The organism is Tranquillimonas alkanivorans (genome assembly GCF_900115595.1).
GTDB lineage: Bacteria > Pseudomonadota > Alphaproteobacteria > Rhodobacterales > Rhodobacteraceae > Tranquillimonas > Tranquillimonas alkanivorans.
Genome location: NZ_FOXA01000001.1, coordinates 335,467 through 347,403, shown reverse-complemented (window position 1 = coordinate 347,403; position 11,937 = coordinate 335,467). Strand labels below are relative to the sequence as shown.

The window sequence follows — 11,937 nt, the reverse complement described above, 5'->3', positions numbered from 1 at the left end:
TCGGCATATTTTCGCACGGGACGATCTGGAAGGGCGCGGCGCATGCGATTTCTACGGCGGTCACTCGTCGGTCTGTTTCTCCTGGCGGTGACGCTGGGCCTGTTGGCGCTGGCCGGCAACACCTTCTATTCCGCCCTCCAGGCGCGCTGGAACGAAGAGCCGATGGACCGCCCCGCGCGCGAGCGGGTCTTCGCCGTCAACGTGGTCGAGGTTTCGCCCGAGACGCTGACGCCGGAATTCGCCACCTTCGGCGAGGTGCGCGCGCGCCGCTCGCTCGAGGTGCGGGCGAGCGCGGCGGGCACCGTCATCGAGCTGGGCGAGGGCGTGGAGGAGGGCGGCGCGGTCGAGGCCGGGCAGCTTCTGTTCCGCATCGACCCGTCCGATGCCGAGCGGGCGCTGCGGGTGGCCCGCGCCGATCTTCGCGACGCCGAAGCCGAGCTGCGCGACGCGCGCCGGTCGCTCGAGATCGCGCGCGACGACCTGCAATCCGTGCGGGCGCAGTCGGACCTGCGCACGCGGGCGCTGGACCGCCAGCGCGACCTGGCCGATCGCGGCGTGGGCACCGCCGCGCTGGTCGAGGAGGCCGAGCTCTCGGCGGCCGCGGCCGAGCAGGCGGTGCTGTCGCGCCGGCAATCCGTGGCCGACGCCGAGGCGCGGGTGGACCTGGCCACGACGCAGCTCGACCGGGTGGAAATTGAGGTGGCCGAGGCCGAGCGCGACCTGTCCGACACCGAGATCCGCGCCGAGTTCGCGGGCGTGCTGAGCGAGGTGTCGGTGGTCGAGGGCGGGCTCGTGTCGCAGAACGAGCGGCTGGCCGACCTGATCGATCCCGATGCGCTGGAGGTTGCCTTCCGCGTTTCGACCCCCCAATACGCGCGGCTGCTGGACGAGGAGGGCGACCTGATCGGCGCGCCGCTGCGCGTGTCGCTCGACGTCAACGGCTATACGCTGGAAACCGGCGGCACCGTCAGCCGCGAGAGCGCGGCGGTGGGCGAGGGACAGACCGGGCGGCTGCTGTTCGCGCGCCTCGACAGCGCGACCGGCTTCCGGCCGGGCGACTTCGCCAGCGTCAGCGTCGAGGAACCTCCGCTGGAGCGCGTGGCGCGCCTGCCCGCCACGGCGGTGGACGCGGCCGAGACGGTGCTGGTGATCGGGCCGGAGGAACGGCTCGAGGTCGCCGCGGTCGAGATGCTGCGCCGGCAGGGCGACGACGTGATCGTGCGCGCGCCGGGGCTGGCGGGGGCCGAGGTCGTCTCGGAACGCTCGCCGCTGCTGGGCGCGGGAATCAAGGTGCGGCCGCTGCGGCCCGGCGATGCGGAGGCGCCGTCCGGCGACGACGAGAGCATGGTCGAGCTGTCCGAGGAACGGCGCGCGCAGCTCGTCGCGCTGGTCGAGGCGAACGAGGGCATGCCCGACGAGGCCAAGCAGCGCGTCCTGGCGCAGTTGCAGGAGCCGCAGGTGCCCGCGCAGATGGTCGAACGGATCGAAGCCCGGGCGGGGGGCTGACGCATGGCGATGCGCAGCTTCGACGCGGCGGGCGGCATCCTGTCGTACTTCACGCGGCACCGAACGGCGGCGAACCTGCTGCTGGTGGTGCTGATCGCGCTGGGCGTCGCGGCCTTCCCGCGGATGCGGGCGCAGTTCTTCCCCGACATCGTGATCGACGAGGTCGACGTCTCGGTCGTGTGGGAGGGCGCGGGGGCCGAGGACGTGGACCGCGCCATCGTGCAGATCCTCGAACCCGCGCTTCTGGCGGTCGAGGGGGTGGAGGGCACCGAGTCCCGCTCGCCCGAGGGGCGGGCGAGCCTGGAGATCGAGTTCGAGCCGGGCTGGGACATGGCCCGCGCCACCGACGACGTGCAGGCGGCGCTCGACGCGGTTTCGAACCTGCCCGCCGACGCCGAGGACCCCGAGGTGCGGCAGGGCGGCTGGTTTGATCGCGTAACGGACGTGGTGATCACCGGGCCGGTGGGCGTCGACCAGCTGGGCCGCTTCGCGGACGAGTTCGTGGCGCGGCTGTTCCAGGAGGGGGTGACGCGAACCACGATCCGGGGTCTCGCCGCGCCAGAGACCATCGTCGAGGTGCCGACGCTCAACCTGATCCGGTATGACCTGACGATGCGCGAGCTTGCCGACGCCATCGCGGCCGAGGCGGGAACCGACCCGGCCGGCGACGTGGGCGGGCAGGCGCGGGTGCGGGCGGGCGTCGCGAAACGCTCGGCCGACGAGATCGAGGCGGTGGTCCTGCGCTCGGCCCCCGACGGCTCGAAGCTGACGGTTGGTGACGTGGCCGACGTGCGGGTGGAGGGAATCGACCGGGAACGCGCCTATTTCGTCGGCCCGAACCCCGCCATCTCGGTCCGGGTGGACCGGAGTGCGCGGGGCGACGCCATCGAGATCCAGCGCCAGGTTGAAGAAGTCGCCGCGGAGATGGAGCTGAGCCTGCCCGAGGGCGTGCGCATCGACCTCATCCGCACCCGGGCCGAGGCGATCAGCGCGCGGCTGAACATCCTGCTCGACAACGGTCTGGTGGGACTGGGACTGGTCGTGGTCCTGCTGTTTTTGTTCCTCAACGCCCGCACGGCGTTTTGGGTGGCGGCGGGCATCCCGGTGGCGATGCTGACGGCTGTCGCGCTGATGTACGGCTTCGGGCTGACGCTGAACATGATCTCGCTGTTCGCGCTGATCATCACCTTGGGCATCGTGGTGGACGACGCGATCGTGGTGGGCGAGCACGCCGATTTCCGGGCCCGGCGGCTGGGCGAACACCCGGTGCAGGCGGCCGAGAACGCGGCGCGGCGCATGTTCCCGCCGGTCTTTTCATCGACCATCACCACGGTCATCGCCTTCTTCGGCCTTGTCGCCATCGGCGGGCGGTTCGGGGACATGATCGCAGACATCCCGTTCACGGTGATCGTGGTGCTGCTGGCGTCGCTGGTCGAGTGCTTCCTGATCCTGCCCAACCACATGGCGCACGCGCTGGCCCACACGGCCAAGGCACATTGGTACGACTGGCCGTCGCGCCAGGTGAACCGGGGCTTCCGTTGGGTGCGCGACCGGCTGTTCCGGCCGCTGATGGCCGGCGTGATCTGGGCGCGCTACCCGGTGCTGGCGGGTGTCGTGGTGATCCTGGCCAGCCAGGCGGCGCTATTCGTGCGGGGGGACGTGCAGTGGCGCTTCTTCTCGTCGCCCGAGCAGGGCTCGATCACGGCGAACTTCGCCATGGCGCCGGGCGCGCGGCGCGAGGACACGCTCGAGATGATGCGCACGCTGCAGCAGGCTGTCGCGGATCTGGGGGCGAAGTACGAGGAAGAGTACGGGCTGGATCCGGTGGATTACGCCATCGCCGAGATCGGCGGCAATTCGGGCCGGGGGCTGGCCGGGGCGGACACGAAGGAGGATTACCAGCTTGGCGCCATCGCGATCGAGCTGATCGAGGCCGACCTGCGGCCCTATTCCAGCTATCAGTTCACCGGCGAGTTGCAGGAAAACGTGCCGCAGCACCCGCTGCTCGAAACGCTGAGCTTCCGGTCCTGGGGATCGGGGCCCGGGGGCGATTCGCTCGACGTGCAGATCTTCGGCGCCGAGACCGAGGTCCTCAAGGCCGCGGCCGAGGACCTGAAGGGTACGATGGCGCAGTACGGCGAGGTTTCGGGGCTGGAGGACACGCTGTCCTACGACAAGGAAGAGCTGATCCTCGACCTCACGCCGCAGGGACAGGCGCTGGGCCTGTCCATCGACGAGATCGGCCGCGTCCTGCGCAACCGGCTGGGCGGGATCGAGGCGGCGACCTATCCGGTCGGGCCCCGGTCGGCCGCGATCCGGGTGGAATTGCCCGAGGGCGAGCTGACGGCCGATTTCCTGGACCGCACGCAGGTGCGCACGGAAAGCGGGGCCTACGTGAACCTCGCCGACGTGGTGACGGTGGAAAGCCGCACGGGCTTCTCGACCATCCGGCGCGAGAACGGCATCCGCCTCGTCTCGGTCCTGGGCGCGATCAGCGAGGACGACCCGGCCCGCGCACAGGAGATCACCGAGGAGGTGCGCGACGTGATCCTGCCCGCGCTCGAGGAGGAATACGGCGTCTCGACCCGCATGTCGGGGCTGGCCGAGCAGGAGAACGAGTTCCTCACCGACGCGGGCCTGGGCTTCATGTTCTGCCTGATCGGCATCTACCTGACGCTGGCCTGGATCTTCGCAAGCTGGGCGCGCCCGCTGGTGGTGATGGCGATCATCCCGTTCGGGCTGGTGGGCACGATCTATGGCCATCACCTGTGGGACGTGCCGTTGTCGATGTTCACCGTCGTGGGCCTGATCGGGATGACGGGGATCATCATCAACGACTCGATCGTGCTGGTGACGACGGTGGACGACTATGCCGCCGAGCGTGGGCTGTTCCCGGCAATCATCGACGCCACGGCGGATCGCTTGCGGCCGGTCTTCCTCACGACGGCGACGACGGTGCTGGGCCTCGCGCCGTTGCTCTACGAGGGGTCGGCGGATGCGCAGTTCCTCAAGCCCACGGTGATCACGCTGGTTTACGGGCTTGGCTTCGGCATGGTGCTGGTGCTGCTGGTGGTGCCCGCGCTGCTGGCGATGCAGCACGACGTGGCCAAGCAGGTGCGCGCCCTGCGCCGCGCTGCGGGGCTGCGGTCGGGCTCGCGTGGCGTCGGTGTGGCGGTGCTGGCCGTGGCGGCGGCGGTGGCGGCGCTGTTCGTCGGCACGCTGGGCTGGGTGATCGCAACGGGCCGGCTGGCTCCGCCCCTCGCCGCGCTTGCGCCCCAGCCGTCGCCGCTGGGCGCGCTGGGGCTGTTTCTGGCCGGGACGGCGGCGATTGCTGTCGTGGGCTACGGCGTGGCGGCGGTGGTGCTGCGGCGGCGGGCGGCCTAGGAGGTGTGGCTCCGGCTGCGATGGTGTCATCCCCACGAAAGTGGGGACCTCGAACCGCCCGGCGTGCGGCTGGCCTTGGAGAGAGACGGCGGAGGCCCCCGTTTCCGCGGGGGTGACAGGCGGCGCGTCGGATCGCGCCTGGCCGGCGCCCCTTTCGCCTGACCTTCCCCATCCACACCGGCCGGCCTGTGCCCCAGCCTGCGCCCAGCCGCCCCCACGGCCGGCGCTTCACGCCCACCCGCGGCCGGGTGCTGGCCTTGCGACAGTGTCGCTCGCGCGCCTGTCATTCCCGCGGAAGCGGGAACCTCATGCCGGCGGCGGCGTGGCCGAGCGGGAGCGGTGGGAGGCCCCCGCTTGCGCGGAGGTGACAGGTGGGGCCTGCCGCCCTCAGTCGCAGCCTTGAATGTCGACGGCGCCGGTCGTGCCGAGGACGGTGATGCGGACGGCAGACCGGTCGAAGGCCAGCGGCGTGCCGCGCGGCGGGACGATGTCGACCTGCGCCGTCAGCGTGTCGCCCACGCGGCGCGTGTCGCTTTCCGAGACCCAGAGCGCGGGGTCGGCGGCCTCGATCACCGCGAATTCCTGCCCTCCGAGGGCGGGCACGTCCACGCGGGCGGTCAGGCGCAGGCCGTCCTCGAGCGGCGCGACCTCGCAATCGACCGCGCCGACGCCTGCCTCGGCCGCGGCGAAGGGGCGGTCGGACAGAGCGGCGACGATGCGGGCGTCGCGGTGCCCGCCGGTGGGCGGCAGATCGCCCGCCACCTCGACCGTCAGCGGAACGCAGACGTCGCGGCACACGCCCATGTCGATGCGCGCGGCGGCGCGGATGGGCGCGTCGGCCGAAGCCGGCGTCATCTCGATCGGCAGAACGAGGTGACCGTCGTAGCCGATGGAGGTCATGCCATTCAGGTCGAAGACCTCTGGCACCGGCCAATGATAGGCCACGGTGCGCAGGTTCTGCGAGCCCGACCAGTCGAACGAGGGCGGGATGCCGGCCTCGCCCGGGGCGCGCCAATAGGTCTTCCAGCCGGGGGCGAGCGTGATCTCGATGGCGGCCATGTGCCGGCCCGCATCCGTCCGCCAGCCGGGAAGCATCCTGACCTGCGCGATGTCGTCGACGGATTGCGCCGGGGCGGGGGCGGCGAGGGCGGCGCACAGCGCCGCCGCGAGGGTCATGAGGCGGATCATGGAGGCGATTGATAAGCGGACAGGCGCCCGTCCGTAAATCACAAAGCGGCGACAGGCGGTTGCGTGCCGCGACGGTGACTTGAACAACAGCGGCACAATGACGTTATTGATCTTATGGAACAGCCATCCGACCTGAGCGGCAAGCTCCTGATCGCCATGCCCGGAATGGGCGACACGCGCTTCGACAAGAGCGTGATCTTCCTCTGCGCCCAGTCCGAGGACGGCGCGATGGGGCTGATCGTCAACAAACCCGCGCCGGACCTGAGTTTCGACACGCTGCTCGAACAGCTTGAAATCGGGCGCTCGCCGCACACCCGCGACATCCGCGTGCATTTTGGCGGCCCGGTCGAGCACGGGCGCGGCTTCGTGCTGCACTCGAGCGACTACGGCGCCAACAGCTCGACGCTGGAGGTGGACGAGTCGTTCGGGATGACCGCTACGCTGGATATCCTGGAGGACATCGCGCGGGGCGAGGGTCCGCAGGAGGCGCTGCTGGCGCTGGGATATGCCGGCTGGGGGCCGGGGCAGCTGGAAGAGGAGATCCAGCAGAACGGCTGGCTGGTGGCCGACGCGGATGCGAGCGTGGTCTTCGCACGCGACGACGCCACCAAGTGGGTCGCCGCGCTCAAGGGGCTGGGAATCGACCCGATGCTGCTGTCAGGCGCGGCCGGCCGCGCCTAGCGCGGGGCGGCGGCGCGGGACAGGCGATCGTTGATGGCGAGCCCGAGGCCCGTCATCGGGATCGGCGCGACGGCGATCCGCTCGATCCCGGCGGCGTCCATTTCGCGCAGGACGTGGAACAGGCGGGCGGCGGCCTCGGTCAGGTCGCCGGAGCGCGACAGGGTCCACTCCGCCTCGGTGGGGCCGAAGCCCAGTAGCGTCTCGCCCGGCAGCGGCTCGGTGACACCCAGCCGCAGGCGCGCCGACGGCGCGTAGTGCGACGACATCTGGCCCGGCGCGATCGGCGTTTCCGGGTCGGGGCCCAGGTGCACGGCGGTGCCCAGGCACTCGGCCAGCGCCTCGGCCGGCAGGCCGCCGGGCCGCAGCAGGCGGGGGCCGCCGTTGTCGAAGCCGACGATGGTCGATTCGACGCCCACGGTGCAGGGGCCGCCGTCCAGCACCGCTTCGATCCGGCCGGAGAGGCCGTTCAGCACGTGCTCGGCCCGCGTCGGGCTGACCTTGCCCGAGATGTTGGCCGAGGGCGCGGCCACCGGCACGGCCGCGCGGCGCAGCACCTCGCGCGTGAGGTCGAGGTCGGGCACCCGCACCGCCACCCGGTCGTGACCGGCGGTGACCAACGGCGCCACGCCCGCTTCTTCCCGCAACGGGGCGAGCAGGGTGAGGGGGCCGGGCCAGAACGCCTCGGCCAGGCGCAGGGCGTCGCCGGAGAGGTCGGCCACCGCCTGCGCGGCGGCCAGGTCGGGGACGTGCAGGATCAGCGGGTTGAACCGGGGACGCTGTTTCGCGCCGAAGATGCGCGCCACGGCAAGGTCGTCGGTGGCATCGGCACCAAGCCCGTAAACCGTTTCGGTCGGCAGCGCGACGAGGTGTCCGTGTCGCAGGTGCCACGCCGCCCGGTCGATCCCCGCCTCGTCCGCCTGAAGGTGTTCGGTCGCGATGTCCTGCATGGTTACCTATGACGCTGCGTTGCGGTTGATGCAGAGGGCCCCGCGCCCCATCCTCACCGCGACAGGACTGTTTTCATAAGCGTCGCGCGCGACGATTCCAAGCGCGGCGGCCGGGAGATCCAGATGCCGTACCGCGCCCCCGTCCGGGAGTTCCGCTTCCTTTTCGACCACGTGGTGGGACTGGATCAGGTCGCCGCGACCGAACGATTCTCGGAAACGACGCCCGATCTGGTTGATGCCATCCTGACCGAGGCGGGGCGGATGTGCGAGGACGTTCTGGCGCCGCTCCAGAGGAACGGCGACACGCACCCGGCGGTGCTTGAAAACGGGGTCGTGCGGACCTCGCCCGGGTTCGCCGACGGCTACCGCGCCATCGCCGAGGGCGGCTGGATCGGCATGTCGGCCGACCCGGAGCACGGCGGCATGGGCCTGCCGATGACACTGACGACCGCCGTGAACGAGATGATGTCCGCGGCGTGCCTGTCGCTTCAGCTCAATCCGCTTCTGTCGCAGGGCCAGATCGAGGCGCTCGAGCACCACGCCAGCGACGAGATGAAGGCGCTTTACCTGCCCAAGCTGATTTCGGGCGAGTGGAGCGGGACGATGAACCTGACCGAGCCGCAGGCCGGCTCGGACGTGGGTGCGCTGCGCACGAAGGCCGAACCGAACGGCGACGGCACCTACGCGATCACCGGCCAGAAGATATACATCTCGTGGGGCGACGCGGACTTCCTGCCGAACGTCTGCCACCTGGTGCTGGCGCGGCTGCCCGACGGCGTGCCCGGGACCAAGGGCATCAGCTTGTTCATGGTGCCCAAGTACCTGCCCGACGAGAACGGCGAGCCCGGCCGGGCCAACGATCTGAAGGTGGTCAGCCTGGAACACAAGATGGGCCTGCACGGCTCGCCGACCTGCGTGATGGAGTACGAGGGGGCGACCGGCTGGCTGGTGGGCGAGCCGCACAAGGGCATGGCGGCGATGTTCACCATGATGAACAACGCCCGGCTCGGGGTCGGCGTGCAGGGCATCGGCGCGGCCGAGGGGGCGTATCAGCACGCGCTGGCCTACGCGCTTGACCGCAAGCAGGGCAAGGCGCCGGGCACCGGCAGCATCGTCGAGCATGCCGACGTGCGGCGGATGCTGACGGGGATGAAGGCCGACGTGCAGGCGGCCCGTGCCATCGCGCTGATGTGCGCCGTGTCGACCGACATGGCCGACGCCACGGGCGAGGCCGAGTGGGCCGCCCGCGCCGCGCTTCTGACACCCATCGTCAAGGCGTTCGGCACCGACATCGGGGTCGAGGTCTCGGGCGAGGGCGTGCAGGTCCACGGCGGCATGGGCTTCATCGAGGAAACCGGCGCCGCGCAGTACTGTCGTGACGTGCGGGTGACGGCGATCTACGAGGGCACCAACGGCATTCAGGCGATGGACCTTGTCGCGCGCAAGATGGCCGACGGGGGCGAGGCCGCCTATCGCCTGATCGACGAGATCGAGAAGACGGCCGAGGCTTGCCGCGCCACCATGCCCGAGCTCGCCAAGCCCGTCTGGCAGGCGGCCGAGGCGCTGCGCGAGACGACCGAGTGGCTGGTCGAGCAGGACATGCAGGACCGGTTCGCCGGCTCGGTTCCCTACCTGCGCGGCTTCGCGCGGGTCCTGGGCGGCCACATCCACCTGCTGTCGGCCAAGGCCGAGGGCGGCACGGGCCCGCGCGCCGCGCTGGCCGAGTACTACATCAAGCGGCTGCTGCCCGAGCATTCTGCCAATCTGGCGCATGCGCGGCAGGGGGCCGAGGGGCTTTACGCGCTGTCGGTCGAAGACCTCGTCGCCTGATGGACGGGGGCGCGCCAAGGCTGAGCTATCCGTGGGGCGATCCGCCCGCGCCGGGTGAGGTGCGCGAGGTCGCCGAAGGTGTGCTGTGGCTGCGCCTGCCGCTTCCGATGAAGCTGGACCACGTCAACGTCTACGTGCTGGACGACGGGGACGGCTGGACGATCGTCGACACGGGCTTCGACAGCCGCCGGATGCGCGCGCAGTGGGACGACCTTCTGGCCGGTCCGCTGGCGGGCAAGCCGGTGCACCGCGTGATCCTGACGCACCACCACCCCGACCACGTGGGCCTTGCCGGCTGGTTCCAGGAAAGCGGGGCCGAGGTCGCCGCGACCCGCACAGCCTGGCTGATGGCCCGCATGCTGGTGCTGGACGTGCAGGAGCGCCCGGCGCCCGAGACGCTGGCCTTCTGGCGCGGCGCGGGGATGGCGCAGGACGTCTTCGACCAGCGGGCGACCGAGCGGCCCTTCAACTTCGCCGACGTCGTCGCACCGCTGCCGCTGGGCTTCACCCGGCTGGCCGAGGGGGACACGATCGAGGCCGGCGGGCGCAGATGGGACGTGCACATCGGACACGGCCACGCCCCGGACCACGCCACCTTCTGGTCGCAGGACGGCGAACTCGTGCTGGGCGGCGACCAGTTGCTGCCCTCGATCTCGCCCAACCTCGGCGTCTACGCGACCGAGCCCGAGGCCGACCCGGTGGCCGAGTGGCTGGAAAGCTGCGAGCGGCTGAGCGCCTTCGCCACCGACGCGCAGCTTGTGCTGCCCGGCCACAAGCTGCCCTATCGCGGCCTGCCACTGCGCCTGCGCCAGCTGATCGACAACCATCACGGCGCGCTGAAGCGGCTCGAAGCGCGCCTGGCGCAGCCGCGGACGGCGGTCGAATGCTTCCCGGCGCTTTTCAAGCGCGAGATCGGAACCGCGGAGTACGGGCTCGCGCTGGTCGAGGCGATGGCGCACTGCCTGCACCTGTGGCACGCGGGGCGCGTCGCGCGCACGCGCCGGAACGACGGCGCCTGGCTCTGGACCGCGAAGGGGGACGCCGATGCAGGATCAGATAAAGACCACGGCCGAGGCCGTTGAAGCCGCCGCGCTGCCGCGCGCGCATGCCGTGCATTCCGACCCCGAGATGACCTGCGCCGAGGTTGAGCCTTTTCCGGAGGCGCTGTCGAAGCAGCCCGCCGGCCGCAAGAGCCAGGCAAAATGGGCGTACCAGCGGCTGATCCACTACATCCGCAATTTCGAGAAGCAGCTCGACGAGGAGCACGAGGTCGCAATGGGCTTCGTCGGCGGTGCGCCCGGGGTGCTGAAGATCGAGGGGCTGGGCTATTTCGACCCCGACATCGTGACCTTCTATGGCAAGGACTCGAAGGGCGTGCGCACGCAGCTCGTTCAGCATGTCAGCCAGCTCAACGTCTTCCTGCGCGCCACGCCCAAGCCGAAAGAGGCGCCGCAGCCCACGCGCATCGGCTTCCGGCTGGTCGCCGGGCTGGAGGAAGACGAGGCCGAATGACCTGCGGCGTTCCGCGCCGCGCGCGGGGCCGTGACAGCGCCCGGCAAATCGTCTAATCGAACGGCAAACCACGCAAGGGACGCGCGAGACATGGCCGAAGACAAGCACACGCACGGGAAGATGGACATCGTGGAGCAGGAGAAGACCTTCGCCAGCTTCATGAGCCTGACGGTCAAGACCGTCGTGGCGATCATCGTCATCCTGATCCTGCTGGCCCTGGTCAACGGCTGATCGCCGGCATGCGCCGCCTGCTGGCCGTGCTCGCGCTGCCGCTGCTTCTGGCGGCCTGCGGCGTCGAGGTCGGCGCGCCGATGGCCGAGGTGCAGCGCCGGGCCTACATCCATGACGGGCCGCCGACGCTGACGCTTTACACGGTCGCGCGCAATCTCGACGGGCGCGGAGCGCACTCGGGGCTGCTGATCGACGGGCCGCAGCGCGTGCTGTTCGATCCCGCCGGGTCGTTCCGTCACCCGCACGTGCCCGAGCGGGGCGACGTGCTGTACGGCTTCACCCCGCGGATCGAGGACGTCTATGTCGACTTCCACGCCCGGGAAAGCTTCCGGGTGATCGAGCAGACGGTCGAGGTGTCGCCCGAGGTCGCCGCACAGGCGCTGACGCTGGCCCAGAAAAATGGCCCGGTCGCCCCGGCGCGCTGCGCGCTGTCGATCACCAGCCTGCTGCGGCAGTTGCCGGGGTTCGAGCACGTGGGCACGACGTGGTTTCCCAATGGGGCCGCGCGCGCATTCGGTGAACATCCCGGTGTCACCCGCCGCGTGATCACCGACGACGACGCCGACGACAACCACGGCGTCATCATCCGCGAGCGCGACGCGCTGGCCGCCGCAGGCCTCTTGTGAGGGGGCTTGGAGGCGGCGCGCCCCGCGTCCTA

Annotated in this window: 10 protein-coding genes; 8 read left to right on the top strand and 2 right to left on the bottom strand. The window is 70.8% G+C overall.

Annotated features, from left to right (window positions below; all coding sequences use genetic code 11):
- The first annotated feature begins 42 nt into the window (after window positions 1-42).
- Both BM162_RS01735 and BM162_RS01730 read left to right on the top strand, forming a co-directional pair.
- Entirely contained in the window at window positions 43-1,506 is a 1,464-nt protein-coding gene (locus BM162_RS01735) for an efflux RND transporter periplasmic adaptor subunit (protein WP_093416841.1), read from the top strand.
- A gap of 3 nt (window positions 1,507-1,509) precedes the next feature.
- Window positions 1,510-4,890 (top strand): efflux RND transporter permease subunit, encoded by a 3,381-nt coding sequence (locus tag BM162_RS01730; protein ID WP_093416838.1) that lies wholly within the window; start codon window positions 1,510-1,512, stop codon window positions 4,888-4,890.
- 387 nt (window positions 4,891-5,277) lie between these two features.
- Here BM162_RS01730 and BM162_RS01725 read toward each other — a convergent pair whose 3' ends face one another.
- The gene (locus BM162_RS01725) at window positions 5,278-6,066 is read right to left on the bottom strand and encodes a protein-disulfide reductase DsbD domain-containing protein (RefSeq protein ID WP_245759140.1); all 789 of its coding nucleotides are present in this window, start codon (window positions 6,064-6,066) and stop codon (window positions 5,278-5,280) included.
- Between the two features lie 126 nt (window positions 6,067-6,192).
- Here BM162_RS01725 and BM162_RS01720 point away from each other — a divergent pair, with 126 nt between their 5' ends.
- Window positions 6,193-6,759, top strand: coding sequence for a YqgE/AlgH family protein (locus BM162_RS01720; protein ID WP_093416833.1), 567 nt, complete (start codon window positions 6,193-6,195; stop codon window positions 6,757-6,759).
- Here the strand turns inward: BM162_RS01720 and BM162_RS01715 are convergent.
- The gene (locus BM162_RS01715) at window positions 6,756-7,706 is read right to left on the bottom strand and encodes an L-threonylcarbamoyladenylate synthase (RefSeq protein WP_093416830.1); all 951 of its coding nucleotides are present in this window, start codon (window positions 7,704-7,706) and stop codon (window positions 6,756-6,758) included. The two genes, BM162_RS01720 and BM162_RS01715, sit on opposite strands and share 4 nt — an antisense overlap.
- 123 nt (window positions 7,707-7,829) lie before the next feature.
- Between BM162_RS01715 and BM162_RS01710 the strand changes: the two genes are divergently transcribed.
- The 5 genes from BM162_RS01710 (at window position 7,830) to BM162_RS01690 (ending at window position 11,905) form a co-directional block, all read left to right on the top strand.
- A complete protein-coding gene (locus tag BM162_RS01710; protein WP_093416828.1) occupies window positions 7,830-9,536 on the top strand; it encodes an acyl-CoA dehydrogenase in 1,707 nt (568 codons plus the stop codon).
- Entirely contained in the window at window positions 9,536-10,618 is a 1,083-nt protein-coding gene (locus BM162_RS01705) for an MBL fold metallo-hydrolase (RefSeq protein ID WP_093416825.1), read from the top strand. The genes BM162_RS01710 and BM162_RS01705 overlap by 1 nt, the downstream gene beginning before the upstream one ends.
- Complete coding sequence (locus tag BM162_RS01700) at window positions 10,581-11,048, top strand: DUF6173 family protein (protein WP_093416823.1); 468 nt, start codon at window positions 10,581-10,583, stop codon at window positions 11,046-11,048. The genes BM162_RS01705 and BM162_RS01700 overlap by 38 nt, the downstream gene beginning before the upstream one ends.
- 90 nt (window positions 11,049-11,138) lie before the next feature.
- Window positions 11,139-11,279: an aa3-type cytochrome c oxidase subunit IV gene (locus BM162_RS01695; RefSeq protein WP_093416820.1), complete on the top strand. Its 141-nt coding sequence runs from the start codon at window positions 11,139-11,141 to the stop codon at window positions 11,277-11,279.
- Window positions 11,280-11,287: 8 nt separating this feature from the next.
- Complete coding sequence (locus BM162_RS01690; RefSeq protein WP_093416817.1) at window positions 11,288-11,905, top strand: hypothetical protein; 618 nt, start codon at window positions 11,288-11,290, stop codon at window positions 11,903-11,905.
- Window positions 11,906-11,937 lie beyond the last annotated feature (32 nt).

Coding starts and splice junctions, on each gene's coding strand:
- BM162_RS01735 (WP_093416841.1), top strand. CDS start 43: ATGCGATTTCTACGGCGGTCACTCGTCGGTCTGTTTCTCCTGGCGGTG.
- BM162_RS01730 (WP_093416838.1), top strand. CDS start 1,510: ATGGCGATGCGCAGCTTCGACGCGGCGGGCGGCATCCTGTCGTACTTC.
- BM162_RS01725 (WP_245759140.1), bottom strand. CDS start 6,066: ATGACCCTCGCGGCGGCGCTGTGCGCCGCCCTCGCCGCCCCCGCCCCG.
- BM162_RS01720 (WP_093416833.1), top strand. CDS start 6,193: ATGGAACAGCCATCCGACCTGAGCGGCAAGCTCCTGATCGCCATGCCC.
- BM162_RS01715 (WP_093416830.1), bottom strand. CDS start 7,706: ATGCAGGACATCGCGACCGAACACCTTCAGGCGGACGAGGCGGGGATC.
- BM162_RS01710 (WP_093416828.1), top strand. CDS start 7,830: ATGCCGTACCGCGCCCCCGTCCGGGAGTTCCGCTTCCTTTTCGACCAC.
- BM162_RS01705 (WP_093416825.1), top strand. CDS start 9,536: ATGGACGGGGGCGCGCCAAGGCTGAGCTATCCGTGGGGCGATCCGCCC.
- BM162_RS01700 (WP_093416823.1), top strand. CDS start 10,581: ATGCAGGATCAGATAAAGACCACGGCCGAGGCCGTTGAAGCCGCCGCG.
- BM162_RS01695 (WP_093416820.1), top strand. CDS start 11,139: ATGGCCGAAGACAAGCACACGCACGGGAAGATGGACATCGTGGAGCAG.
- BM162_RS01690 (WP_093416817.1), top strand. CDS start 11,288: ATGCGCCGCCTGCTGGCCGTGCTCGCGCTGCCGCTGCTTCTGGCGGCC.